The sequence below is a fragment of the Veillonella parvula genome (genome assembly GCF_902810435.1).
In the GTDB taxonomy this organism is placed as follows: domain Bacteria; phylum Bacillota; class Negativicutes; order Veillonellales; family Veillonellaceae; genus Veillonella.
The window spans coordinates 1,583,758-1,608,503 of the sequence record NZ_LR778174.1; the positions used below are offsets into that span (position 1 = coordinate 1,583,758).

24 protein-coding genes are annotated in these 24,746 nt (G+C 39.5%); 2 read left to right on the top strand and 22 right to left on the bottom strand.

Annotation, left to right across the window (positions count from 1 at the left end; genetic code table 11):
• Window positions 1-81: 81 nt before the first annotated feature.
• The 20 genes from hpt to FNLLGLLA_RS07265 form a co-directional block, all read right to left on the bottom strand.
• Entirely contained in the window at window positions 82-627 is a 546-nt protein-coding gene (gene hpt / locus FNLLGLLA_RS07170; RefSeq protein ID WP_004698467.1) for a hypoxanthine phosphoribosyltransferase, read from the bottom strand.
• 23 nt (window positions 628-650) lie between these two features.
• Window positions 651-1,649, bottom strand: a complete 999-nt coding sequence (gene tilS / locus FNLLGLLA_RS07175; RefSeq protein ID WP_118091603.1) for a tRNA lysidine(34) synthetase TilS — start codon at window positions 1,647-1,649, stop codon at window positions 651-653.
• Window positions 1,618-2,514, bottom strand: a complete 897-nt coding sequence (locus FNLLGLLA_RS07180; protein ID WP_118091602.1) for a Ppx/GppA phosphatase family protein — start codon at window positions 2,512-2,514, stop codon at window positions 1,618-1,620. Before FNLLGLLA_RS07180 ends, tilS begins: the two co-directional genes overlap by 32 nt.
• 96 nt (window positions 2,515-2,610) lie before the next feature.
• Window positions 2,611-3,012, bottom strand: a complete 402-nt coding sequence (locus FNLLGLLA_RS07185) for a S1 RNA-binding domain-containing protein (RefSeq protein WP_004695410.1) — start codon at window positions 3,010-3,012, stop codon at window positions 2,611-2,613.
• Window positions 3,013-3,080: 68 nt separating this feature from the next.
• Window positions 3,081-3,413 carry an FtsB family cell division protein gene (locus tag FNLLGLLA_RS07190; RefSeq protein WP_156696957.1) on the bottom strand — a complete coding sequence of 111 codons (333 nt, stop codon included), beginning with the start codon at window positions 3,411-3,413 and terminating at the stop codon, window positions 3,081-3,083.
• Window positions 3,414-3,590: 177 nt separating this feature from the next.
• Window positions 3,591-4,538: an L-lactate dehydrogenase gene (locus FNLLGLLA_RS07195; RefSeq protein ID WP_156696956.1), complete on the bottom strand. Its 948-nt coding sequence runs from the start codon at window positions 4,536-4,538 to the stop codon at window positions 3,591-3,593.
• 94 nt (window positions 4,539-4,632) lie between these two features.
• Window positions 4,633-5,448 (bottom strand): hypothetical protein, encoded by an 816-nt coding sequence (locus tag FNLLGLLA_RS07200; RefSeq protein ID WP_156696955.1) that lies wholly within the window; start codon window positions 5,446-5,448, stop codon window positions 4,633-4,635.
• 101 nt (window positions 5,449-5,549) lie between these two features.
• Complete coding sequence (gene folK / locus FNLLGLLA_RS07205) at window positions 5,550-6,020, bottom strand: 2-amino-4-hydroxy-6-hydroxymethyldihydropteridine diphosphokinase (protein WP_156696954.1); 471 nt, start codon at window positions 6,018-6,020, stop codon at window positions 5,550-5,552.
• Window positions 6,020-6,382, bottom strand: coding sequence for a dihydroneopterin aldolase (gene folB, locus FNLLGLLA_RS07210; RefSeq protein WP_156696953.1), 363 nt, complete (start codon window positions 6,380-6,382; stop codon window positions 6,020-6,022). The genes folK and folB overlap by 1 nt, the downstream gene beginning before the upstream one ends.
• A complete protein-coding gene (folP, locus tag FNLLGLLA_RS07215; protein ID WP_156696952.1) occupies window positions 6,382-7,215 on the bottom strand; it encodes a dihydropteroate synthase in 834 nt (277 codons plus the stop codon). Before folP ends, folB begins: the two co-directional genes overlap by 1 nt.
• Window positions 7,208-7,777 carry a GTP cyclohydrolase I gene (gene folE / locus FNLLGLLA_RS07220; protein ID WP_156696951.1) on the bottom strand — a complete coding sequence of 190 codons (570 nt, stop codon included), beginning with the start codon at window positions 7,775-7,777 and terminating at the stop codon, window positions 7,208-7,210. Before folE ends, folP begins: the two co-directional genes overlap by 8 nt.
• Window positions 7,778-7,785: 8 nt before the next feature.
• Entirely contained in the window at window positions 7,786-9,342 is a 1,557-nt protein-coding gene (locus FNLLGLLA_RS07225; RefSeq protein ID WP_174892352.1) for an ABC-F family ATP-binding cassette domain-containing protein, read from the bottom strand.
• 110 nt (window positions 9,343-9,452) lie between these two features.
• A complete protein-coding gene (locus tag FNLLGLLA_RS07230; protein WP_156696950.1) occupies window positions 9,453-10,592 on the bottom strand; it encodes an amidohydrolase in 1,140 nt (379 codons plus the stop codon).
• Window positions 10,593-10,718: 126 nt separating this feature from the next.
• Window positions 10,719-11,657, bottom strand: coding sequence for a S66 peptidase family protein (locus FNLLGLLA_RS07235; protein ID WP_004695389.1), 939 nt, complete (start codon window positions 11,655-11,657; stop codon window positions 10,719-10,721).
• 89 nt (window positions 11,658-11,746) lie between these two features.
• Window positions 11,747-13,348 carry a peptide ABC transporter substrate-binding protein gene (locus tag FNLLGLLA_RS07240; RefSeq protein ID WP_156696949.1) on the bottom strand — a complete coding sequence of 534 codons (1,602 nt, stop codon included), beginning with the start codon at window positions 13,346-13,348 and terminating at the stop codon, window positions 11,747-11,749.
• The gene (locus FNLLGLLA_RS07245) at window positions 13,345-14,163 is read right to left on the bottom strand and encodes a serine hydrolase (RefSeq protein WP_008603492.1); all 819 of its coding nucleotides are present in this window, start codon (window positions 14,161-14,163) and stop codon (window positions 13,345-13,347) included. The genes FNLLGLLA_RS07240 and FNLLGLLA_RS07245 overlap by 4 nt, the downstream gene beginning before the upstream one ends.
• Window positions 14,164-14,175: 12 nt before the next feature.
• Complete coding sequence (locus FNLLGLLA_RS07250; RefSeq protein ID WP_156696948.1) at window positions 14,176-15,123, bottom strand: ABC transporter ATP-binding protein; 948 nt, start codon at window positions 15,121-15,123, stop codon at window positions 14,176-14,178.
• Window positions 15,123-16,103, bottom strand: a complete 981-nt coding sequence (locus tag FNLLGLLA_RS07255; RefSeq protein WP_058948494.1) for an ABC transporter ATP-binding protein — start codon at window positions 16,101-16,103, stop codon at window positions 15,123-15,125. Before FNLLGLLA_RS07255 ends, FNLLGLLA_RS07250 begins: the two co-directional genes overlap by 1 nt.
• Window positions 16,103-17,002 carry an ABC transporter permease gene (locus tag FNLLGLLA_RS07260; RefSeq protein WP_060919840.1) on the bottom strand — a complete coding sequence of 300 codons (900 nt, stop codon included), beginning with the start codon at window positions 17,000-17,002 and terminating at the stop codon, window positions 16,103-16,105. Before FNLLGLLA_RS07260 ends, FNLLGLLA_RS07255 begins: the two co-directional genes overlap by 1 nt.
• Window positions 16,995-17,927, bottom strand: coding sequence for an ABC transporter permease (locus FNLLGLLA_RS07265; protein ID WP_004695374.1), 933 nt, complete (start codon window positions 17,925-17,927; stop codon window positions 16,995-16,997). Before FNLLGLLA_RS07265 ends, FNLLGLLA_RS07260 begins: the two co-directional genes overlap by 8 nt.
• Before the next feature lie 135 nt (window positions 17,928-18,062).
• Here FNLLGLLA_RS07265 and FNLLGLLA_RS07270 point away from each other — a divergent pair, with 135 nt between their 5' ends.
• Both FNLLGLLA_RS07270 and FNLLGLLA_RS07275 read left to right on the top strand, forming a co-directional pair.
• Window positions 18,063-18,896 carry a pyridoxamine kinase gene (locus tag FNLLGLLA_RS07270; protein WP_156696947.1) on the top strand — a complete coding sequence of 278 codons (834 nt, stop codon included), beginning with the start codon at window positions 18,063-18,065 and terminating at the stop codon, window positions 18,894-18,896.
• A gap of 21 nt (window positions 18,897-18,917) precedes the next feature.
• A complete protein-coding gene (locus FNLLGLLA_RS07275; protein WP_156696946.1) occupies window positions 18,918-19,502 on the top strand; it encodes a DUF805 domain-containing protein in 585 nt (194 codons plus the stop codon).
• A gap of 126 nt (window positions 19,503-19,628) precedes the next feature.
• Here the strand turns inward: FNLLGLLA_RS07275 and FNLLGLLA_RS07280 are convergent, their stop codons facing one another.
• The gene (locus FNLLGLLA_RS07280; protein ID WP_156696945.1) at window positions 19,629-20,798 is read right to left on the bottom strand and encodes a hypothetical protein; all 1,170 of its coding nucleotides are present in this window, start codon (window positions 20,796-20,798) and stop codon (window positions 19,629-19,631) included.
• Between the two features lie 272 nt (window positions 20,799-21,070).
• Window positions 21,071-24,658, bottom strand: a complete 3,588-nt coding sequence (cydD, locus tag FNLLGLLA_RS07285) for a thiol reductant ABC exporter subunit CydD (protein ID WP_174892353.1) — start codon at window positions 24,656-24,658, stop codon at window positions 21,071-21,073.
• Window positions 24,659-24,746: the final 88 nt, after the last annotated feature.

The window sequence follows — 24,746 nt, forward strand, 5'->3', positions numbered from 1 at the left end:
CCCCTTTCAATAATAGTTTAGTGGCATAAACGAATTGAGTACATCTCGTTGAGAGATGCACTCATATATTATATCATATTTTTAATCTTGATACATTTCTTCCTTTAAAATACCTATATAAGGTAAGTGACGATATTTTTCTGCATAGTCTAAACCATAGCCGATAACAAAGTAGTCAGGGATGACAAAGCCCACATAGTCTACTTCTACATCCATTTTACGGCGTTCAGGCTTATTCAACAACGCTGCAAGGCGTACACTCTTAGCTCCACGAGCATGTAAATTTTCTAGCAAGTAATGTAATGTTGTACCCGTATCTACAATATCTTCTACAACGAGTACATGCTTTCCTTCTACAGAGCGATCCAAATCTTTTAAAATTCGAACTACCCCTGTACTAGTTGTACCACTGCCATAGCTAGAGCAAGAAATAAAATCGAAGCTTACATCCACATTCTCATCGATAGAGCGAGCTAAATCTGTAAAGAAAACGATAGCACCTTTCAATACACCTACGAGAACTACGGATTCCCCTTTATAGTCAGCACTGATTTGACGACCTAATTCAGCCACACGAGCCTTTAATTGTTCCTCTGTATATAAAATATCTTTTGCATCTTGATGCATCTATATGACCTCCGCAATTCATATTAATGTTTGCAATATACTTTTATTGTATCACATTGAGCACTTACTTTTATACTTTTTATATTGAAAGTTTTCTTTTCCCCAGTGTTAACAATGTCGAGTAATTGCTCTTGATGAGCAGTGGTAAGCTTGATTTCAGGATCAAAGATGCTCACCAGTCTTTGCCACAATCGACGTTGGATAGCCAACGGCTTCTTACGTAACCCCCTACGAGATATAAACGCGCCCTCATCAGAGATAGTTACTAACTCATCAAACGCCATATCCGTTAAATTAGAAATAAAAGAAATGTCTTCGCGTACAGAAGCCCCTAGCCTTACTATGGCATCGCTAACGATAGGATTAATGGCTTTTAACTCAGGTATAATGCGATGACGAATTCTATTTCTTTGATATCGTACATCCTCATTTGTACTATCTATACAGTAAGAAATATCTTTCTCTTTTAAATATAGAAGTAATTCTTCTTTTGTGACATCTAACAGAGGTCTTACTACTGGAACAGTATAATCATTACTAACAACGGCCATGCCTGTCAAACCATTAAGTCCAGTCCCTCTAATAAGATGTGCTAAAATTGATTCTGCTTGGTCATCTTTATGATGAGCTACTGCAATATAGTCATACCCCTCAGACTGTGCTATACCGGTTAGCCATTGATACCGAACTTGGCGGCCTATAGTTTCCTCTGATAGCTTTTGAGCTTGACTCAATTTAGGCACGTCAAAGACAGCCGTATAAAATGGCAGTCCTAGTACGTCCGCTTGATTTCGTAACCATAGGACCTCATCCTTACTTTCAGGACGAATACAATGATCTACGATAGCAACTCCAAGCTCATATACTGTATGGCGATGTGTAGCAATATCTTGCAATAAATGCAATAAAGCCATCGAATCAGGACCACCAGAACAAGCTACCAAGATACGACAATTCTCAGGAAATATATCATGTAATTTTAAAGTGTGATTAACGGTTCGAATGAGTGCTTTCACATTCACGGGCCATCGCCTCCATACCATCTTGGTCGCTCACAAATATATGAGGGACCTCATAGGAATCCATAAAGGACGTTAAAATCTCTGCCCCAGCAACAATAATGTCGGCACGCCCAGCGGGTAAACCTTTTACTTGTAGTCTCTCATCACGACTCATATACCGCAATTTCATAATAATGCCTTCCACCGTTTCACGGCTCAATTTATGACCTTGTACCTTTGTGCCATCATAATGGTCTAAACCTAAATCAATAGCAGCCAAGGTTGTTAGGGTTCCTCCAATACCGATAAATTCACCAAATTCACCTTCAATCATCATCGGATCCCAAAGAAAACGAGTTTCCTCCCACACTCGTTGAGGCCCTTCGTCAGATATAGATTGAAGGCGTACCGCTCCCACAGGATAAGAACGGCTCCAGTACACTCTATCCTTGTTACCTAATGCAAGTTCTGTACTACCTCCACCAATATCAATGGTCGTATAATGACGTCCATCCTCTAATTGATTTCCTAAAGCGCCATAAAAGCCATACATGGCCTCTTCAGCACCAGATAAAATTCGCCACTCCATAGGACAGTATGTATTAATACGTTCCATAAATGCAAGTCCATTAGACGCTTCACGAACAGCGCTCGTCGCAAAACCAAAGCAATATTCAGCACCATATTGGTTTGCTATTTTTTGTATATCTGTAAAAGCTTGATAAGATGCTTCCATGGATTCAGCTCGCAAGGTACCATCTGTATTTCGTTGACCTAAACGGGTAGTCCACAACTGCTTAGGCTCATAACGCCACTCATTATTCTCATAGGTAGCCAATAATAAACGCACCGAATTAGAGCCAATATCGATAATTGCTAACTTCATAATTGCTCCTTACATATAAATGATTTTCCCTAATACTATTATAGCGTTAATACTCTATACATAAGTAAAGAGATGGCTAGATGCCATCTCTCACTATTAATCTCGACGACCACCTCGGCCTCCGCGTTTTCCTTCGGTATTACGTTTTAAATCGTGTAATCGTTCATTGCTATCGCGCAAAAATGATTTCATCTTCGCTTCGAAAGACTCTATGCTTTGTTTCGATTGAACACGATGAGGACGTTTTTCTTCGTCCATCCCCTCTTTAGGTTGTGTTTGACGAATGGAAAGTCCTATTTTATTCCCATCAATAGATAAAACCTTAACCTTTACTGGATCCTCAACCTTTAAAAGGGTATTAATATCTTCGATATATCCATGAGCTACTTCAGAAATATGAACTAACCCTGTTTGCTTTTCTCCTAAATCAACAAATACGCCGAATTTTGTAATACCTGATACGGTACCATCAATAATGTTACCAACTTCGATTGCCATGCAACCTCCTAATTAATGCAGAAACCTTAAACTACAAACTGATGCAAAGAAAAATAATAGAATACACTCTATTTTACATATGGTACTTCACCAGGCTTTACCAATCCTAACTCCTCACGAGCAACCCCTTCTATGGTCTTTGGATCTTGTAACCTAGCCTTTTCCTGTTCTAACTCTTCATTTCGCTGCTGTAACTCTTGCAATTGTTGCTCTATATGTTGTTTTTCTTGATATACAGCCACCAAGCGATAAGCCTGCCCTAACAGTAACAGCACCATAATCCCTATGCCAATTCGCTTGATCCACATGAGGATAATACGCTGATCCTGCGCTTTGCGATTAGGACGAACGCGTTTGCGCGGCCTTTTTGGGCGTTGTACATCCATAATGTCCTGAGTCATAATGTCCCCCAAATATTCATCATCTGTATACTGTCATTTTTAGATTATACCACATAACAGAGCTTGGGACTAAAGAAAATTACAGATATTTCTCATTAAGAACGGTAACATAAATCCGTATAAATTTAAAACTCCATATGCAATGTAAACTTTCTATATACAAAAGTAAACATCCACTTACATAGACTCAGCCTTTACAACATGTTCACGAATGACAGCACAAGAAGTTTTAAATAAGGCTAGCTCTTCATTGGTTAGTTGCAGTTCAAAAACATTTTCGATACCATCTTTACCAATAACAGCAGGAGTAGATGCAAATATTCCTTCTTCTCCATATTGTCCATCTAAATAACAGGAGCAAGGCAATACCTTCTTTTCGTCATGAAATACAACGCGGATTAATTCTGTGGTAGCACTAGCAATCCCAAATTCCGTAGACCCCTTACCTGCTAGTACATGATAGCCACCAATTTTAACATCATCTAGTGTTTTTACATGGTCAAGTTCAGGAAATCTATGGGGTAGCTCTCGATATAATTCTAAAAGTGGTTTACCTTGTACACAGACATGGGACCACGGCACCATGGCACTACCTCCATGTTCACCTAAACAGTAGGCCGTAATAGAGCGATTACTAATAGTAAAGATATGAGCTAATTCTTTTTGCAATCTAGCTGAATCTAGAGCGGTTCCCGTTGAAATAATACGCTTAGGATTCCACTCAAGATGTTTACATAAATAGGTAGCTACCACATCAGCAGGATTAGAAATGGAAATGATGAAACCTTGAAAAGAAGACTGCTTAATACGTGGAATAACGTCTTTTAGTACAGCCACGGTTTCACCAAGGCTCTCAAGGCGATCCTGATACAAATTCGGCAAAGGCCCCGCACTAAAAACGAGGATATCACAATCTCCACATTCTTCAATAGGACCTGATGTAGCAGTTACTTGGTGTGGAATATAGCTAACGGCATCATTAATATCCATAGCTTGCGCTTGAGCTTTTTTCTCGTCAATATCCATCATATATAATTCATCAACCTCACCTTGTAAGGCCAAAGAAAATGCCACATGAGAGCCTACATGTCCAGTACCAATAATACCTACCTTGCGTAACTTCATAAGAGCCTCCATACCTTAGCATAAAACGATAACATATCCTCAAATGCCAATCATTTAAATCACGTATATCCGTATATGATTTACCTTAATAGAATCATAACTCATTTAAATTCATCTCATCCAAATTGAGTGGGAACAAATCTTTTTCTTCCATCGCTTGAGGAGATTTTTCTAAATATTGTTTACGCATGGACCATAAAATATCCAAATCTGTAGGATCCAATTTTGATAATGCATATATCATAGTAAAGTCAGAACCATAGTGCCCACGTAAGCTATCAGGTACACCCTTAGAGCCTTCACCACTAATGCGGTTATTAAAGAACCCTTGGATACGACGATTACCTAAATCTATAATAATAAAACCTGATCCATCATACACATATAATGTATGATTAACACGTTTTAATGCACGTACTGTATTCGTAATAAAATACTGGTCCTTCAAATCAATGAGGGACGACTCATAACCAGAATGGTAAAAGTCACCATAATAATGGGCCCCTCCATCAGTAGACTCCAACAAGCCTTTAAATTCTTTTTGCTCTTCAGCACTGAAATCGGATAAAGATTTTAGCTTTGTTATATTCCGTAAACCTCGTTGGTAATCATCCGATTTAGTTGGCTCTATATGTTGCCCCCTAAAGGTTATTGGCATTAAACGAAGTGCATTATCAGATAAATTATAAATCCCTAGTCCTTCATAACCTAAGAAATACACTTGTGATCCACTGGTCTTCATAGCTAATATTCGTTTTGAAATAATGGCATCACTAGAATTAACCAGTGTATGCGCTTCTGGATCAATACGTACTGTTTTGCTATCATAATTTGCCCCTACAGCAAGCCAGTAAGATATGCCCATTATAATAAGTGCCAGTACAAATAATCCAATACGTTTTATATTCATCTACGCTCTCCATGACTCCCCAATCATAAAACGTAAAAGCATGCGTACAATATGTATCATGTTTACAATGTATCTAACATTAGCTTATATACGATTCTAGCTTATACCTCCAATTGAGATAATCGGTCGGCAACCTTAACCCCTTTATATGTGAAAGTTGGTAACAGCTGAGATAGCGGTTCTAGTACAAAATTACGATTCCAAAAATGAGGATGCGGTATCACAAGACTTTCATCATACAGAGAAATCATTTTCCCCTCTGTATCGTACACTAAAATAATATCCAAATCTAATGTGCGAGGGCCCCAATGAATCAATCGTTTTCGTCCAGCCGCCTGCTCTAATTGCTGAATAAGGCTGAGCATTTGATGTGGTTCTAGAGTGCTTTCACAAGACCATACGCCATTAACAAAGGTATCTTGTTCCGTATATCCCCACGGCTCAGTTTCAATAAGAGAAGAAGTGACTAGCTTAGAAATTTCCCCATGTTGTTGTAAGGATTGAAAAGCAGAATTAATGTGGTCTCTCTTGTCCCCTATATTCGAGCCTACACTGATGTAATAGGTATACATCAAATTTGTCCTCTTGTGGTGATAACCTCAACATAATCCAAAATACCTGAAATCGGTACAGATGGTTTACGCACCGTTACTGAGAGACCTACGATACCTTGATAATGTTGGTACAAGGAATCGGCGATAAGAGCCCCTAATCGTTCTAACAGATTATGCTTTTCACCAGTCATAATTGATTCTACAATTTCATATACCTCTACATAATTGGTTGAGTCCTCTAATTGATCACTTTGACCGGCCTTTGTAAGATCAGTTATTATTTCTACATCTACAAAAAATCGTTGCCCTTGTTCTTGCTCAGATGCCAAATTTCCGTGGTATCCGTAGAATGCCATATTTTTTAAAACGATTCTATCCATTATTCACCTCGTAACAAACCGTCTGCTACTGCTAAGGCGCGTTTGTGCATTTTCACATTGTGAACACGCACCATATCAACACCTTGAAATACACCTGTAATACAAGCTGCTACCGTACCTTCATCGCGATCTTCTGGAGGCAATCCGCCTAACATAGATCCGATGAAACGCTTGCGGCTCGGCGCAAGTAAAACAGGATATTCATAAGCGGTTAACTCACCCAAGCGTTGCATAACTTCAATATTTTGTTCTTCAGTTTTACCAAAGCCAATACCTGGGTCAAGCCAGATTTGTTGTGGCGTTACCCCCTCTTTCAACGCTTTATCGATAGCACAGAAGAAGAACGCTTTCATATCTTCAATGATATCACCATAATTTGTATCATTACTATTATGCATGATGATAACAGGTACCTTATATTTAGCCACCACCGCGGCCATGTCAGGATCATAATGTAATCCCCATACATCATTTAAAATATGTGCCCCTTTAGAGAAAGCATATTCTGCAGTTTTAGCATGATATGTGTCAATAGATACAGGCACTGTAGAGGCCTGTAAGACAGGCTCTATTAATAGAGATAAGCGTTCTATTTCCTCGTCTGCGGTCAAAGGTGTAGAACCAGGGCGTGTAGATTCAACGCCTAAATCGATAATATCTGCACCATCTTCAATCATTTGCTTTACATGCGCTGCTGCTGTTTCTGGTGTGTTGAATTGACCTCCATCAGAGAAGGAGTCAGGTGTACCATTCAGTATCCCCATAATAAGGGTTCGATCGCACAAAGATAAACTTTTGCCATCATTCCATGTATAATTTCTACGTTTAAACATTTACCTGTCCTCCGCCTAACATTGCCAACGCTTCATCTCTTAATGTGCCCTTTTCGGCTAATACGCCTCGGCTTTCTAATGTAATAACCTTTGAATCTTGCTGCATGGTACCTTTGATGAGCATACACAACTGAGTCGATGTAATGCGTACAAATACGCCATGAGCAAATAAATCATTCATAATCGCATCTGCTAATTCAGATGCTAACCGCTCTTGTAATTGCGGTCTGCGACTGAGTATATTAACAACATCTTGAAACTTACTAAGTCCTGCCACACATCCATCCTTAGGTTGGTACACGATATCTACGGTACCAAAAAAAGGCAATAAATGATGCTCACACATGGAGTAAAACGGAATCCCTGTAACTGCTACGAGACCTTTATAGTCTGTACTAAAAGTCTCTCCCCATGCAGCTTTCGTGTCTAATCCTACACCGCTGAATAATTCACTATATAATTCTGTTACACGACTTGGTGTTTTCTCTAATTCTGGTGCCTCTGTATCAACAGATAAAGCCTCTAAGAATTGCTTTATCCCGTCCTTTGCACGTTGATTCATCGGTCCTCCTAAACAATCTTTGTTGTCCAATCTTCAATATTCCAAATATCCGTAACCCAATCTTGATAGAATTCAGGCTCATGACTTACCAATATAACTGTACCTTTAAAATCACGTAGTGCACGGCTCAGCTCTTCTTTTGCATATATGTCTAAATGGTTAGTCGGTTCGTCTAGGACCAACACATTGTACTTATTCTGCATGAGCTTGCATAGACGAACCTTTGCATTCTCACCACCTGAAAGTACGCGCATTTGAGACGTAATATGTTCATTTGTAAGGCCACAACGAGCTAATGCTGCACGCACTTCTGCATTCGTCATCGCCGGATATTCATTCCAAATATAATCTAATGCTGTTTCAGAATTAGATGGCGTATCCTCTTGGGCAAAATAGCCAACTTGTAAGAATTCACCTTTTACCAACTCACCACTAACAGGCTTTAATAGACCTAAAATAGTCTTCAACAACGTTGTTTTACCTAAACCATTGACACCGCGAATAGCAATTTTTTTGTTTCTTTCAATTTGAAAGTCTACTGGTCTTGTTAATGGTTCATCATAACCTAATTGCAATCCAAAAGCCTCTACGATAAAGCGACTTGGCGTACGGCCTTCTTTAAAGCCAAAAGTGGGCTTGATATACTCTTTTGGCTTTTCTAGAATTTCCATCTTTTCTAAGCGCTTTGCTCGAGAATTTGCCATACCACGTGTTGCAACGCGCGCTTTATTGCGCTGAATAAAGTCTTCCATACGCTCAATCTCTTGCTGTTGACGTTCATACGCCTTAGCTGCTTGCGCTTTTTTCACCTCGTAAGCAGCTTGGAACTGATGATAATCACCAGTATAACGCGTAAGCACCGCTTGTTCGATATGGTAAATAACATTGACTACGGAGTTTAAAAACTCCATATCATGAGAAATCAAGATAAAGGCATTTTCATAATTTTGCAAATAGTTTTGCAACCACTGAATATGCTCCACATCAAGATAGTTTGTCGGTTCGTCTAAGAGCAAAATAGTCGGTTTCTCTAGTAATAGTTTTGTGAGCAAAACCTTGGTACGTTGACCACCGCTGAGCTCTGTTACATCTCGATCTAAGCCGATATCCATAAGTCCCAATCCGGCAGCGGTACGCTCAATAACCGCATCAATTTCATAGAACCCACGTTGCTCAAGAATTTCTTGCCATTCCCCTACCTGTTCAAGTAGCTTATTCATTTCATCTTCGGACACATCACCCATGCGATTATACGCATCGTTAATGTTTTGCTCCATGACGAATAAATCATCAAAAGCACGTTGTAATACATCACGGATGGTCATACCTTTTTCAAGAACAGCATGTTGATCCAAATACCCAACAGTTACCTGATTGGACCATTCAATTTTCCCCTCATCAGGTGGCAATTTACCTGTAATGATATTAAGAAACGTAGATTTACCTTCACCATTTGCACCAATGAGGCCTACATGTTCACCTTTTAGCAAACGGAATGATGCATCATCTAAAATTTGTCGCGCTCCAAAACCATGAGTTACATTTGAAACGGTTAAAACACTCATATCTATCTCCACCGGAATAAAAGCCGTCTTGTTGAAGACGGCTTATTTCATACTTACTTAAATATTATATCTATTGTACCTTTTTGACCTCTATATGTCAAAAATTGAACTTACTTACACATCGCATAACGCAAGGCTACAACAGCCATAATCTTAGCACCCTTAATCGCTTGGTCTAACCCATAGTCAGATCCAGCAGCACAAGTAAATTCTGGCGTATGCGCTTCTAAACCTAATCCAATCTGCAAGGTAGGCTGTGCTGTTGGTACTTCGTAAGACACATTACCTACATCAGTGCTACCATCCGCCTCATCATCAGGCAATATACGTGGGCTTTCACCAAATTCAGTCATCACATCTTTAAAGAGATTTAATAACTGTTTATCTTGACGCATATCCTTAAAGAGTGGCTCATAGTGATGCATCTCAACTTGAGCTCCATAGGATGAACCGATTTCTTGGGCTGCCTCTTTAATAGCCGGCAAAATAATACCTTCTAAATCATCCACTGTACTACCACGAACAGTCATACGAATCGTAGCCTTTGGTGTAACCACATTTGGTGCCGTACCTGCCTCTGTAAAGATGGCACCTACAATAGCACCTTTAGGAAAGGTCTTTTTTAAATCTTTTACCCTTTGATATAAGTCTACCGCACAATCTAAGGCATTGATTCCTGAATCTGTTAAGGATGCAATATGACAAGAACGTCCATGGAACGTAACCTCTAGAGGATGTGTCGCCAATGATGTACCTCCCACCTCATTTTCTCCACCTGGATGAATGATAAGTGCTGCCTCATAGCCTTTAAAAAGACCGGCTTCTGCCATATATACCTTACCACCGATAGTTTCCTCTGCAGGGCACCCAAAGAATGTTGTACCCCAATCCTGTGGTGCACTTTGACTAAAAGCAACAGCAGCACCTAAGCTCATCATAGCAATAAGGTTATGACCACAGCCGTGGCCTAGTTCCGGTAACGCATCATATTCACCTAAGAAGGCTATTTTATGCCGTGCAGTACCGTTATAGTCGCCCCGTAACGCTGTTTGTAACTCTGTCCGATTAGTTAGACTTACATGAGATATAAAATTATGTGTTTCTAAGAATTGGTGAATTACCTTTACTGCTTTATGCTCATTCAAGCCCAATTCAGGATTATCGTGTAAATATATGGAAACTGCACGCAATTCCCGTGCCATACTATCTATGATGGCACAGGCGCGAGCCTCTCGTTCTTGTAGTGTCATAACTCCCCTTGTTATTATCTAATATCTTATTACCTATTATTTTATTACCTAATATCACGGTAACTACTATTTTTATCTAATATCTATTTGCCTATTAAGTAAAATCGTTCATCCAAAAGCTCTTAACTATTTCGTATAAGGATGAACGATGATGGTATTAGAAATATATCTAAAGCTAATCGTCGCTCCTAGCGGTAATGTTTGATGTGGCGCCCCATGTCCCGTTGGCACATAGCATACAAAAGGATCTGGTAATTTTGGATTTCTATTTTCCTCCATATAGCGCAATGCTTCATAACCTAAATCGTAATCACGCTCATCTTCATCTCCTTCACAATCTGTAAAGATACCAATGACTAAGCCTTTAATACGGCTCAACAAACCGCTGAGTCGAAATTGTTGTAACATGCGATCCAGCTTATAAGGAGCCTCCCCTACATCTTCAATAAATAGTAAGGTATCTTCCCATGATTCATTCTCTAAAAAATAAGGCGTTCCCGATAACATGGATACCATCGTCATATTACCACCTCGTAAAATACCCTCACCGAGTTCTGTGCCAATCGCACCTCGGGGAGGCTCTGGCAAGGGTTCTATAACTTTTAATTTGCCTTCTAAAGCATTAAATAGCGTATCAATATCTGACTTACGGTCTAATTTAAAATCTACCCCCATAGGTCCATGATAAGTAATGAGGCGGCTATATCGATTAATAGCCATATGAAGTGCTGTACAATCACTATATCCAACAAAAGCCTTCCGATACTTACGAATCGCTTTATAATCTAATAAATCTAAATAGCGCATCGTGCCATAACCACCGCGCAAGGCAAGAACCGTATCACAAGGAGCCACAGTCATCATGTATTGAAATTCTACGGCTTGCTCCTCAGGTGTGCCTCCATATAGCCCCTTTCTCCTTGCACTTTCACCTACAAGCACCTTATAGCCTTTAGCCTTACAAATTTCTTCTATTCTATGTAAATCTTCATCGCTAGCACTAGCAGGTGCCATAATACCTATGGTCATCCCCGGTGCCAAACGTTTTGGTTCAATCCAGTCCATATATCCTCAGAAAATACCTGTTAACTTATAATATATTAATATTCCCATACAACAAAAGACGTACACAAGGTGTACGTCTTAAGTGTATCTTATTTGTATGCTTTTTTAAAGTCAACAAGTCCCAATGTGGTCCAGAAATAATTTTGAATTGTTCCGTTTGTTACATATGGTTGTGTTGTAAAGTACAACGGCATAACAAGCGATTCATCAAAGATCATTTTTTCTGCTTCATGCATCAACGCATCACGAGCCGCCCCATTTGGAGTTGTACGAATGCGAGCAATCAACTCATTATACGCATCACTATGGTACTGTCCATCATTATCTTCAGCAGAGAATACCTCTAAGAAGTTTTGTGGATCGCTATAATCAGCAACCCAAGAAGCACGCGCAACTTGGTACTTACCAGCCTCACGGTCTGCTAAGAATACCTTTGTCTCTTGATTTTGTAAGCGTACATCTGCACCAAATGCATTTATCCAAGCATCTTGAATCGCTTCCGCAATGGATTTATGTAATTCGCTTGTATTGTACAAAATCGTAATTTGAGGCAATGGACGATTTTTACCATAGCCAGCCTTTTTCAAGATTTCCTTAGCTTGCTCTACATCTTCGTATACAAGATAACTACCAGCTTCACGGAAGTCTTCACGGCCATTGCTTTCAAGCATGCCATATGGTACGAACGCATAAGCCGCCTCTTTACCGCCTCTAACAATATTATTAACAATGTTAGCACGATTGATAACCATAGAAAAGGCTTTACGCACATCGGGGTCTGTAAAAGGCTCTGCTTTCACATTGAATACGTAATAATAGTTACCAAGCATAGGCCCAATATGTAATAAGCCTGCTTCTTCTAAACGTTTTTGATCCGCTACAGGAGGCTCAACCATCATATCAGCTTCGCCACCTTCAACTAAGGTGAGACGCGTACTTTGAGACTCACTAATAGGCCAATTCATTTTCTCTGTTTTCACAGATTCTGCGTCCCAATAATTAGGGTTCTTGATGAAATCCATTTCCCCATTATGCTTCCAAGAAAGTAAACGATATGGACCATTAGATACTATTGTTTCCGCATTAGCCGCCCAGTTTTCGTGAGCTTCTACTGCTTTTTTACTCACTGGGTAATAGCTATGAGACGCTAATAATTTCAAGAAATAAGCCGTTGGATTTTCTAAGGTAACTACCAATGTATCCTCATCAATAGCTTTAACCCCAACATCTTCAGCTGCAGCTTTACCCGTATTAAAAGCTTCACCATTTTCCAATACATATAACATATATGCATTATCCGCATGGACTTCAGGGTCTAATACGCGCTTCCAAGCGTATTCAAAGTCATAAGCCGTCAAAGGCTCTCCATTGGACCATTTTAAATTAGGTCGTAAATGGAAGGTATACTCACGACCATCATCGGAGATGTCCCAATTTTTAGCAAGTGCTGCTTCAGGTTCACTTTCATCATTCAAACGAACTAGACCATCAAATAATTGAAGTTGAACCGTAGCCTCCGGAGAGGTAGTAGACTTTGCGGGATCCAATGTGGATGGTTCCTGCTCAATAACATAGCGGATTGTGTGTTCATCGATTGGTTGAACACCACGAGGGTACCCAAATACGAATAAGAGTACGCTCACCCCTAGAGCGAGGACCATGAGTTTTAACAAGTTTCGTTTATCCATCATGGCAATGCTTCCTCTACAAATTCTTTCATGATGCGCCCAACTTGAGCGCCTAACTCTTTACCTCGGTCATTATCGATATCGCTCATTAAAAGGATAAAACAAAAATGACCCCTAAATGTTTCTATTACACCCCCATCATGTTCTACACGATCAAGGGATCCTGTTTTATGGTGAAAGCGTATGCCTTCTCCCCAGTAAAATGGTAAGATATCACGGAATTGTTGGCGACCTAAGATATTCCACATTTCTCGGCCATAAGCATCTCTATCACGACATTCAAAAATGTGTTTATACAAACGAGCTAACGACATAGCTGTAATGTGATTATCACGACCTTCAGCTAGGGCGTTAAAGTCCATCATCATGCGATTAAGCTCCATCTCATCCATACCAAGCTTTTCTGCACGAGCATTGATATTTTCCATGCCGAGCACTGTGATGAGTAGATTTGTTGCGATATTATCACTAAGAACCATCATGAGACGGCATAACTCAAGATATGTAAAACTATGTTTACCAACTAACTCTTGTAGTGCGCCGCCACCTTCAACGCGTGGAGTTCTAGATAAAGGAACTGTATCATTAATGTCCAATTGCTCCGTACGAGCTAAATGAAAGACATATTCCATGATAAGTACCTTAATTAAACTCGCACTAGAATGTACAGTATTTTCACCTCTAGCTGCGATGAGTGTTGGTTCCTCTTCATCATCGAATTGTAGCACCGCATAAGATATATTCCCTGCTGGTGCCAATTCTTTAATGACTGTATCTAGTTGATGTTCCAAGGACTTGCCAACAATTAGTTTTTCCATACTATTCTCCCATTATATGTGCCAGCATGCGATGCGGCGATCTGCCCAATCTCGAAGTGGCGGACGTTCTGTAAAACAACGACCTTCCGCTTCTGGACATCGACCACTAAACAGACACCCTTTTGGTGGGTCTAATGGATTTGGTGGATCCCCTTTAAGCGGTGCCCCAATTGGTGCATGTGGCATAACTGGACCATTTAAGGCCGTCAATGCACGGGTATACGGATGCTGAGGGAATTCATATAAGTCCAATGCAGGACCTTCTTCCATGACGGCACCTAAATACATAACAACCATGCGATGACTAATGTAGCGCACCATATTTAAATCATGAGAAATAAAGAGGTACGAAATACCATGTTGTTCTTGTAACCGTTCTAGTAATGTCATAATTTGCACTTGGATAGATACATCTAACGCAGAAATCGGCTCATCACAGATGATACATTGAGGCTCCATAATAAGAGCCCGTGCAATGCCGATACGTTGACGTTGCCCACCAGATAGTTCATGAGCATAACGCTCACCAAATGACATATTTAAGCCAACTTGGTCAAGCACCTCTTTTACACGAATCACGCGATCTCGAGGTGTATACTTTGGATCCAGTTCTAAAGGCTCCTCTAAAATCGCATTAACCGTAAGCCGCGGATTAAGGGATGCATAAGGATTTTGAAATACCATTTGCATCACCGGGTGAACAGACTCTCTATCCACATAAGGGTTGATATGTCGACCATTCATATAAATAGAACCAGATGTAGCTTGATATAAACCCATCAAAGTGTAACCAAATGTAGATTTACCACATCCAGATTCACCTACGATACCTAGGGTTTCCCCTAGTGATTGATATAGACTCACGCCTTGTACGGCATGTACCGTTTGTTTTGGCTTAAATAAGCCGCCTGACAGGGTGAACTCTTTAACGAGATTGTCAGTCTCCCATACGTAACTCATTAAAGTCCCTCCAACTTAGCTAACCAACATGTAAACTGGTGACTTTCACCAACATTTGTAACCATCGGAACCCGACTACCACAGATTCGCATAGCCCATTTACAACGAGGATTAAATGCGCATCCACGAGGTAAATCAAATAGATCAGGTGGTTGACCTTCAACAGCCTTCAATTCGCCGTGCCATTTACCTTGAGGCAATGCAAGCAACAGCCCCAAAGTATATGGATGACGAGGCTCGCTAAAAATACCATCTACTGTAGCAGACTCAACACATTTACCTGCGTACATAACCATAACCCGATCACAAATTTGAGCAATAACACGTAGGTTATGAGAGATAAAGATAATCCCTATGCCAGCCTCTACGGCTAATGTTTGCATAAGGCGCAAAATTTGTGCCTCTGTAGTAATATCAAGAGCTGTTGTGGGCTCATCACAAATCAAAATCTTAGGACGACCGGCCACTGCCATGGCAATACATACGCGTTGACGCATACCGCCACTCAACTCATGAGGATATTGAGATAACCGGCGTTCCGGTGTAGATAGGCCCATCTTCTTCAATAAATCGATGGCAATGGCCCTTTCATCGTAATCTTCACCATACGCATTTGTACGATGAATAACCTCATACATTTGCTCTCCAATGGTCATGATAGGATTCAAGGAGGTCATAGGATCTTGGAACACCATGGCAACCGTCGTACCACGAAGTTCATTCCAATCATCTTCAGTAAATCCTAAACAATCATGACCATCAATCATGAATGTATCCGCTTTAATTTTAGTTTTACCATATGGCAATAAGCCCATTAAAGAGTTAACTAAAACGGATTTACCACACCCAGATTCCCCGACTATACCTAAAATCTCACCAGGGTATAAAGAAATATCTTGATTGCGAATAACTCGCAACGGACCTTGGAAGGTATTGATGGTAATAGATACATTACGTACATCAACAATAGCATTATTCATTATCTATCTCCTTCCTTAGGGTCTAATACATTGCGTAAACCGTCGCCAAAAAATGCGAAACCAAGCATGGTAATACTAATAGCAACAGCTGGGAAAATCAATTGGAACGGATAAGAGCGCATGCTACTAATACCTTCAGAAGCTAGTACGCCCCAGCTCGCCATAGGTGCATTTACACCTAAACCGATAAAACTAAGAAATGCTTCTGTAAAAATAGCCTCAGGAATGGCCAATGTTAAAGTAATAATGATCGGCCCTACACAGTTTGGTAAAATATGACGCAATAAAATTCGATGCTTAGGAATACCCATAGCTTCTGCTGCAATAATGTATTCTTCGTTTTTAACTTTCAAAATTTGGCTGCGTACGATACGGGCCATATTAAGCCAATACGCAATCCCCAACGCTACAAAAATAGAGGTTAGCCCAGGCCCAAGTACAACCATCAATAAGATTACGTATAGTAAAAGTGGAATACCGTACAAAACATCTACGATCCCCATCATGATACGGTCTACCTTGCCACCTATATAACCCGCAATACCGCCATAAGCAACGCCAATCACAAGATTAATAAAAGCTGCTACAAAACCAATGGTTAAGGAAATACGAGCGCCGTACATAACACGCGTATAGATATCACGGCCCAATGTATCCGTACCAAACCAATGGCTAAAGCTTGGACTTTGGTTCGCATCAATTAAGGATTGGTCCGCATAGGTATAAGGTGAAATAAGTGGACCTAGAATAGCAAGTACCATCATCACAATAATGATGGTTGCACCAACTACAGCTAAACGATTTACCTTAAATCGTTCCCATTTACTAGGACGTTTTATAAAGCTAGTAATCTCTTCTTGAGGGGCTCGTTCAATAGGTAAAAAGTCTTCCTTATTCATCTGTCCCCTCCTCCGTTGTAACTCGTGGATCGATTAATGGATAAATCATGTCCACCAAAATATTAAGAAATACTACAAGTGCACTATAGAAAATCGTAATACCAAGAATAACCGTATAGTCTCGGTTATAAATAGATGTTACAAAATACTGACCTAGACCAGGAATCGCAAAAATTGTTTCTACGATAAAGCTGCCTGTTAACAAACTAGCTGCCAATGGACCTAAGTACGTAATAACTGGCAAAATTGCATTGCCAAGGGCATGACGTGTCAAAATGGTCCAAGAACCTAGACCTTTTGCGCGAGCTGTACGAATGTATTCTTGTTGATAAACGTCAAGTAAACCACTGCGCGTTAAGCGAGCAATAAATGCCATCGGTTGCGCTGCTAATGTCAACACAGGTAACACCATGTAAGAGGGGCCACGCCATAAGGCTACCGGGAACCATCCCAATTCAAAGCCTACTATGTACACAAGAACAGCACCGATAATAAATGTTGGTACCGAAATCCCTATTGTAGATAATACAGTTACCGCATAATCTACAATGCTATTAGGTCTCATGGCACTAATCGCACCAGCTGTAATACCACCAACTATAGCTACCATTAAAGATAATAAGCCAAGCTGTGCGGAAATTGGGAATGCATCACCAATTATATCGTTTACACTACGGCCTTCATATTTAAATGATGGGCCCAAGTCACCTGTAATGACGCCACCTAAATAATCTCCATACTGTTTCCATACAGGATCATCGAGATGATATTTAGCCTCGATACTTGCTTTCACCTGAGGCGGTAATTTCTTTTCTGTTGTAAAAGGCCCACCAGGTATCGCATGCATTAATGCAAATGTTACGGTAATGATGACCCATAAGATTATGATTGCGCCACCTAGGCGTCGAAATACATACCTCGTCATTGTCACTTTCCTCCATAAAAAGTTTATTCGTTTTATTATACTACATTATGAAGTTAATTTCATGATTAACATCATTACATTTACAGAAAGGCTCACATAACGTACAATAAAATATATGATTATTTGGAGGTGTCTATGGTAGCAGTACCTAGAGTTTTAACAATTCAAGACATGAGCTCTATCGGACGCTGTGCCCTTACTGTTATGATTCCTATCATCAGTGCCATGCGCTGTCAGGCGGTTCCTTTGGCGACAGCGGTACTAAGCAATCACTTAGAGTATCCACACTATGAATTCGTTGATTTATCTGCTCATATGAGAGATTTTATGGACTGCTGGGATAAAAACGAAATTGACTTTCACGCTATCGTAAGTGGATTCTTGGCATCACCAGAACAAATTCACCTCGTTGAAGAAGCAATCGATCGATTTGCCTCTAATGGTCAGATGGTTATCGTCGATCCCGCAATGGCCGATGATGGTCGCCTCTATTCCATTTATACTCCTGATATGGTTGTAGCTATGCGCCAACTTGTATCTAAGGCCCACATCGTAAAGCCAAACTATACTGAGGCATGCTTCTTATTAGATATTCCATTCTCAACAAATCCTATTAGCGAAGATGAATTACGTGAGCGATGTAAACAATTACATCACATGGGCCCTGAAATGGTTATCATGACCAGCGTCCCATCGAAAACACATGCTGTTATTGCGGTCTATGATGGACCTACAGACTTTTTAAAAACATACTCTATACCTCTGGTTCCTGTAAAAGCTACAGGGACAGGAGATATTTTTACTGCTGTATTATCTGGTGCTGTAATGAGGGGATATTCTCCTTATGATGCGGCAGAACTGGCAATGAATTTTACTACCAACGCGATTCAAGCAACATTAGATACAGTACAATCGCTAAAACATGGAGTCGCATTTGAGTTAGTTTTGCCAGAATTAACTCAACTATAAGCTATAAATAAAGGGGAACTTATGGATTTACTTTATGTTGTATTACGAACACTGCTCATATGTACCATCGGTTTGCTCATTGCATTCCAAGGACGTCGCATGGGTTTATCGATTTTTAACTTAACGGGACGGTTAAATCGACTACAATTTATCATATGCTTCATCGCTTTAATGATTTTATTTCATATTGTCCACTACATCGATAACATATTCTTAGATTTTGTTGTATCACTACCAGCATATTGGTTGACTAGGGTCATTATTTGGCTCTTATTGGCAACCCTCTTTCCTTTATCTTGTGTCTTATTTGGCCGTCGTATTCACGATATCGGCTTCAATGCATGGGCAGGAATCCTCTGGTCGGTAATCATGATTTTCATCAATACCTACTCTGCCGTATCTCCATTCAATTACATGCTAGAGCTTTTTATATGGCTCATCGGCTTCCTATTCTGGGTATTGCCAGGACAACCTGAGCCTAACCAATACGGTAATCCTCCATTTATGCCTGTAAATCAGCCAACATATGAATCCGTACAAACTCCTGTATCAAGCAAAAAACAAGAAAACCGCAAACCAGCTCGAAAACGTCGTAAAAAACGATAACCAAAATTAATAACTTGTAATCAAAAAACGTATCTCTCATTGATATGTACCCCTTTTATTGGATATCCAGTAAAGGGGGACATATCACATGGAGATACGTTTTTATATTTTATATTTCTTATGACATTAATTCATCAGTAACATCAACTCAATCAATGTACACCCGATATAAGCAATAATAAACTTAACCTTTTGTTTACGCGCTCTATCATCATCTGCAATTTTAAGACGATTAGCAAGAAATCGCTTATCTCGAATTTGCAACAAGAGGTGTTTGATTCGCTCTTGACTTTCATTGGCTGTATCCTCATCACAATCAGATGTCAATGTAGCTTGTTGCATGAAGATACGACGATGTAGTTTACGCATTTGAATTTTGATATTGTTATGTACAAACGCACTTTGCCACTGTTTGCGAGAATCAAAATACATGTACAAATACCGCGGAATATTCATAACTAAGAAGGAAATGATGAAAATCCCCAATGAAATCAAAAAGTACGTGGAAAACGAGAACTCCAACGTTTCCGTCGGTAAGTAGTGATGCAAGATAATAAATGTAATCCATACACCAATTGGCAATAAAAGAACTGCTGCAATATCAATAGAACGAAGCCAGCTAGTGCGAGTCGGCACATCAGGCACCGTAAAAGTATCTACAGGATCATGGAACGCATAGTAATCTAACTGCAACACAGATTGACTGGTACGCGGGTTCCCCAACAAAACAGGTCCATTGCTACCAATATGACGCTCAGGCATAGGTATGAATTTCTTCACTTGTGTATTAGGCAATAAGTCAAACTGGATAATCCCTTTCTTCTCAAAGCGTACGGTAGATCCTTTTTCTCCCAATGCAATAGGGTTAAAGAATATACCAAAGAGACTGAGACACCAGTTCCCCAATAAGTGTAAAATGGAGTTCAAAATAAACCCACCTGTATCTATATTGTTTGTATCAAGACGAATTGCAAAGGATGATGAATAATCATCAAACCATAGATCCTCTAAGGTGAATTCCACATTAATCACATTCCCCCATTTGGTAATAATGGATAGGAATATTTGATTGTTTGGTTCAAATTCAAATGTTATAGCATAAAAGAACCAATGATTGCGAAGAGCGGCACGCAACATGCGATTAACCATATCTTCTTCAATATATAGTAAGCGATGGTCAAATAAATCTTGTTCTAAAGGTGCTTTTTCTAGTACGGGCGCCTTATCCACCACCGCATCACGATCAGATAATGCTTCATCCACCAAAGCTCGTAATTTGGTGAAGATTTTAGTCATAACCCCTCCAAGGGTGAAAAAATAGGTTTTAATATAAAAATTATACCATATGTTGCATGATTTATCGATAAAAGTATACTACATATACTATTAAATATAAATATAACTAAAGCCCCTTTTTACATAGCAAAAGGGGCTTTATTACTGTAGTTTAATATTGTTACTATTATAATTTAATATTCATAATAGGTCTTAAATTGCAACATGAAATTAAAATATTGTCCAATCTACAATCAAGCATTTATAATAGATACTTTTATTGATATTTAGTTTTATTGAATACTTGCCATAGATAAATAACAGTATTCATAGAAACGCCCTCGAAGAGCTATCAATTCTTCATACGTTCCATCTTCAACAATTTGACCTCTATCCATAAATATAATTCGATCCATTTGTTCTAAACCTTCCAATTGATGCGTAATATATAGACAAGTCTTACCATCCACATAATGCATCAAATCACGATGCAAGGCTTTTCGTGTTACTTGATCTAAACCCTCTAAAGGTTCATCTAATAAAATAATTTTAGGATTGCGTAAGAACAATCTAGCTAATGCAATTCTTTGACGCTCGCCACCACTCAAACCTTGTCCTCCACTACCTACAATCGTATTCATCCCCTCTGGTAATTTTTCGACTACGGAACGCAATGATGCGCGATTAATGGCTTGCTCTAAGTCTTCTTTAGACGCCTCAGGTCTAGCAAGACGTATATTGTCTTTAAAGGATGCATTAAAAATATACGTATCTTGAGTTATAGTTCCCAATGCATTACGCCAAGTATCAATTGAAATATCTTTCAACTCCACTGCACCTATACGAATGGAACCACCATAATCATATAGTCGCTCAAGCATATTAAACAATGTCGTCTTGCCAGATCCACTAGCACCAACGATAGCAATAAATTGTCCTTGTTGAATATGTAGTCTGAGATTCTCATAAATATGGCGATATTCACCATAACCAAAGGATACATCTGTAAAAATAATATCATCATTAGGATTAAATGATTTTGGTGATATAGGATCTACAATAGATATAGGTTCATTACTGAGAGCCATGAGACGACTTATGGCAACTTTACTTTCTGCACCATGATGAACTGCCGCGATCATAGGTTGTAACGCTTCAAACCAAGCCTGCGTACCAATGGCAGCCACCGCTACCATAACACTGGCCCAAGCACCTGTTAACGCATTAGAGGCCATAATAGCTACAATAACTACAGTTAACTGAACACCGCCTATGAATAGTGTATTACCCATATTCATGCCACGCTCAATAGTACCTTTTCGAGCATCTACATTACGCATCATATGCTGAATACGCTTATATACCATTTCTTCATTGCCATAACTAATCACATCTTCCAGGCTATCCATAGTATCACTTAAAAGCGCTTTATAATCACCTTGTTGGGGCCCAATCGCACGTAAAGATTGTTTATTATGTGCATAAACGACCAAAGGTAGTATTACACCTAATATGAAGGCCGACAAAAGAATTGGCGTAATCAAGCTATTGTCGATCGTAGAGGCTCCATATGCAATCAATACAGTCAAGGCAACAGCTGCTACAGGTGGAATCAAAGTGCGCAAGTAGAAGAATTGTAATACCTCTATATCCCCCATGATGCGTCCCAACATATCACCCGCCCCAAACCTTTTGAGTATAGCAGGTGCCAATGGTTCCAAATGAGCATAAAACCACAAGCGCAGGCCATAAAGACCTTGAAAGGCCATGCGATGAGATGTATAGCGCTCAAAATAACGACATACAGCGCGACTAACACCGAAGAATCGAACGCCTACGATTGCAAGGCTCAAATACGTGAGCCCTGGTTGCAATGCGGCAGATGCCAATAGCCAAGAGGATACTGTTAAAAGCCCCACATTCATGAACACTGTTAAGAACGTAAATAGCAAGGCCAATACTAATGACCACTTAGCGGGACTCAATACAGAAAACAACAACTTCCAACCTTGTAAGCCCATATTAAAACCTTTTGCATTATCTTTAAGGTTCTCAGTATATTTAACAGATTTATCAAAATGCTCTGTGCTATTGATAGGTGTATCTATGTCCAATGTATTCTCTGAACTAAATTGTTTTCCAATATACAACGGTTCTTCAAGAGTTGCTGAAAATTGACCTAACCCAGATGTAACAAGTTCTTTAAAATAACCATCTTCTTGAAGTAGGTCATGATAAGAACCTTCTTGAATAATTGATCCATTTTTCAAGACATATAGTTTAGATGCCCAGTGCATAGTTTGTAAACGATGACCAATAATAATAACAATATTATTTTCCATCAAACGCTGTATAGCTGTACTTATAATGGATTCTGTTTTTACATCTAGATGTGCTGTCACTTCATCAAGAATCAACACCTGCCCCTTTCGGAGGAATGCACGAGCTAAAGCAATACGCTGTCGTTCACCGCCACTAAGACCTAAACCACCTTCTCCAATAACCGCATCAAGCCCATCTTGTTGTCGATTAATAACATCTAATAATTGAACCTCTTTGCAAGCATCGAGAATATCTGCATCACTTACATCCATCCCAAAGGACAAGACCTCTCGTAAGGTCCCTTTCATAATATGTGGATGTTGAGACACATAGGTAATTTGCTGACGCCACCAGTCGATATCTAAATCACATATATCAATGCCATCGATAGTAACTGTTCCTTTCGGAGCCTGTAAAAATCCACCAACGATATGGGCAATAGTAGATTTACCAGCTCCGCTTTCACCAACTAACATGATAGGTACATTACGCTCAGCCTCTAGTGTGATATGATGTACCCCATTTTTACTATTTTTATAGGTAAAAGTTAAATCTTTAATTGCAATCTCTTGTATAGATTTCTCAAGTTTAGAATCACCACCTACTGGTAAGGACTGAGGACGATTCATAAATTCTTCGTATTTCAGAATAGATGTTTTACCTGCCATCCCCGTATGGAAAGCAGCCCCCAACTGTCTAAATGGGGTATAGAACTCCGGCGCTAACAACAAAATAAAGAAGGCTGAAAAGAATGTAATTTCACCATCTAATAAGGTTAGACCTAAATATACCGCAATCAGAGCAGTACTTATAGTACTCACTAATTCAAGTACTAATGCAGATAAAAAGGCTACGCGCAATACTCGTAAAGTAGAATCTTTAAACTCTTGAGATAATCGACCAATAACCTTAATTTGATCTTTTGCACGACCAAAGAGTTTTAGCGTAGTAATCCCTTGCAATACGTCTAAAAAATGCCCCGATAGGAAGCTCATACGCTCCCATTGTTCCTTATTTAATCGATCAGCTTGCTTCCCAATCAAGATCATAAAAAATGGAATTAAAGGCACCGTAACAATTAAAATAATGCCAATTATTGGTAATGTATCTATAATAGCGATTCCCATAATAAGTGGAATCATAATAGCGTATAAAATCTGCGGAATGTAACGAGCCACATATGCATCAACTTGCTCTAAACCATCGGTAAGCATATGGATGACATCGCCATGACGTTCCTTATGTTGTACACCAAGCTTAAACATATGAGCCAAAGAGCGTTCTCTAAAGGATGCTTTTACAGCACTCCCCAAGTGATTTGCCACTGCCTCTTGAACGTAATGTGCCACCAATCTCATAACAATAGCTATAAACAAATAAATGATGGTGTTCATTTCATCAGCTAGTGTATGTTCCAAAAATATAAGGTTATTTATTAAGGTCCCAAAGAACCAAGCTTGCCCAACAATTGACAGACTTTCTATTAAACAGGTTAAACCGAGTAATCCAAGCCGTCCTTTATGTTCTAGCAGCGCTTTAAATGCGGTACGCTGTATCATACTATCCTCTATGGTAAATCAACTTAAATATATAAAATCAAACAAATTTAAATTCCTTTAAATAGGCCTAAAAGAGTCCAAGTGAATC

Coding starts and splice junctions, on each gene's coding strand:
- FNLLGLLA_RS07195 (WP_156696956.1), bottom strand. CDS start 4,538: ATGAAGTTACGCAAGGTAGGTATTATTGGTACTGGACATGTAGGCTCT.
- FNLLGLLA_RS07225 (WP_174892352.1), bottom strand. CDS start 9,342: ATGAGTGTTTTAACCGTTTCAAATGTAACTCATGGTTTTGGAGCGCGA.
- FNLLGLLA_RS07190 (WP_156696957.1), bottom strand. CDS start 3,413: ATGACTCAGGACATTATGGATGTACAACGCCCAAAAAGGCCGCGCAAA.
- FNLLGLLA_RS07185 (WP_004695410.1), bottom strand. CDS start 3,012: ATGGCAATCGAAGTTGGTAACATTATTGATGGTACCGTATCAGGTATT.
- FNLLGLLA_RS07250 (WP_156696948.1), bottom strand. CDS start 15,123: ATGAGTTACGTATGGGAGACTGACAATCTCGTTAAAGAGTTCACCCTG.
- hpt (WP_004698467.1), bottom strand. CDS start 627: ATGCATCAAGATGCAAAAGATATTTTATATACAGAGGAACAATTAAAG.
- FNLLGLLA_RS07180 (WP_118091602.1), bottom strand. CDS start 2,514: ATGAAGTTAGCAATTATCGATATTGGCTCTAATTCGGTGCGTTTATTA.
- FNLLGLLA_RS07265 (WP_004695374.1), bottom strand. CDS start 17,927: ATGACGAGGTATGTATTTCGACGCCTAGGTGGCGCAATCATAATCTTA.
- FNLLGLLA_RS07235 (WP_004695389.1), bottom strand. CDS start 11,657: ATGGACTGGATTGAACCAAAACGTTTGGCACCGGGGATGACCATAGGT.
- FNLLGLLA_RS07275 (WP_156696946.1), top strand. CDS start 18,918: ATGGATTTACTTTATGTTGTATTACGAACACTGCTCATATGTACCATC.
- FNLLGLLA_RS07200 (WP_156696955.1), bottom strand. CDS start 5,448: ATGAATATAAAACGTATTGGATTATTTGTACTGGCACTTATTATAATG.
- FNLLGLLA_RS07280 (WP_156696945.1), bottom strand. CDS start 20,798: ATGACTAAAATCTTCACCAAATTACGAGCTTTGGTGGATGAAGCATTA.
- FNLLGLLA_RS07240 (WP_156696949.1), bottom strand. CDS start 13,348: ATGATGGATAAACGAAACTTGTTAAAACTCATGGTCCTCGCTCTAGGG.
- FNLLGLLA_RS07255 (WP_058948494.1), bottom strand. CDS start 16,103: ATGAATAATGCTATTGTTGATGTACGTAATGTATCTATTACCATCAAT.
- folE (WP_156696951.1), bottom strand. CDS start 7,777: ATGAATCAACGTGCAAAGGACGGGATAAAGCAATTCTTAGAGGCTTTA.
- FNLLGLLA_RS07230 (WP_156696950.1), bottom strand. CDS start 10,592: ATGACACTACAAGAACGAGAGGCTCGCGCCTGTGCCATCATAGATAGT.
- FNLLGLLA_RS07245 (WP_008603492.1), bottom strand. CDS start 14,163: ATGGAAAAACTAATTGTTGGCAAGTCCTTGGAACATCAACTAGATACA.
- folB (WP_156696953.1), bottom strand. CDS start 6,382: ATGGATAGAATCGTTTTAAAAAATATGGCATTCTACGGATACCACGGA.
- FNLLGLLA_RS07260 (WP_060919840.1), bottom strand. CDS start 17,002: ATGAATAAGGAAGACTTTTTACCTATTGAACGAGCCCCTCAAGAAGAG.
- cydD (WP_174892353.1), bottom strand. CDS start 24,658: ATGATACAGCGTACCGCATTTAAAGCGCTGCTAGAACATAAAGGACGG.
- folK (WP_156696954.1), bottom strand. CDS start 6,020: ATGTATACCTATTACATCAGTGTAGGCTCGAATATAGGGGACAAGAGA.
- folP (WP_156696952.1), bottom strand. CDS start 7,215: ATGTTTAAACGTAGAAATTATACATGGAATGATGGCAAAAGTTTATCT.
- FNLLGLLA_RS07270 (WP_156696947.1), top strand. CDS start 18,063: ATGGTAGCAGTACCTAGAGTTTTAACAATTCAAGACATGAGCTCTATC.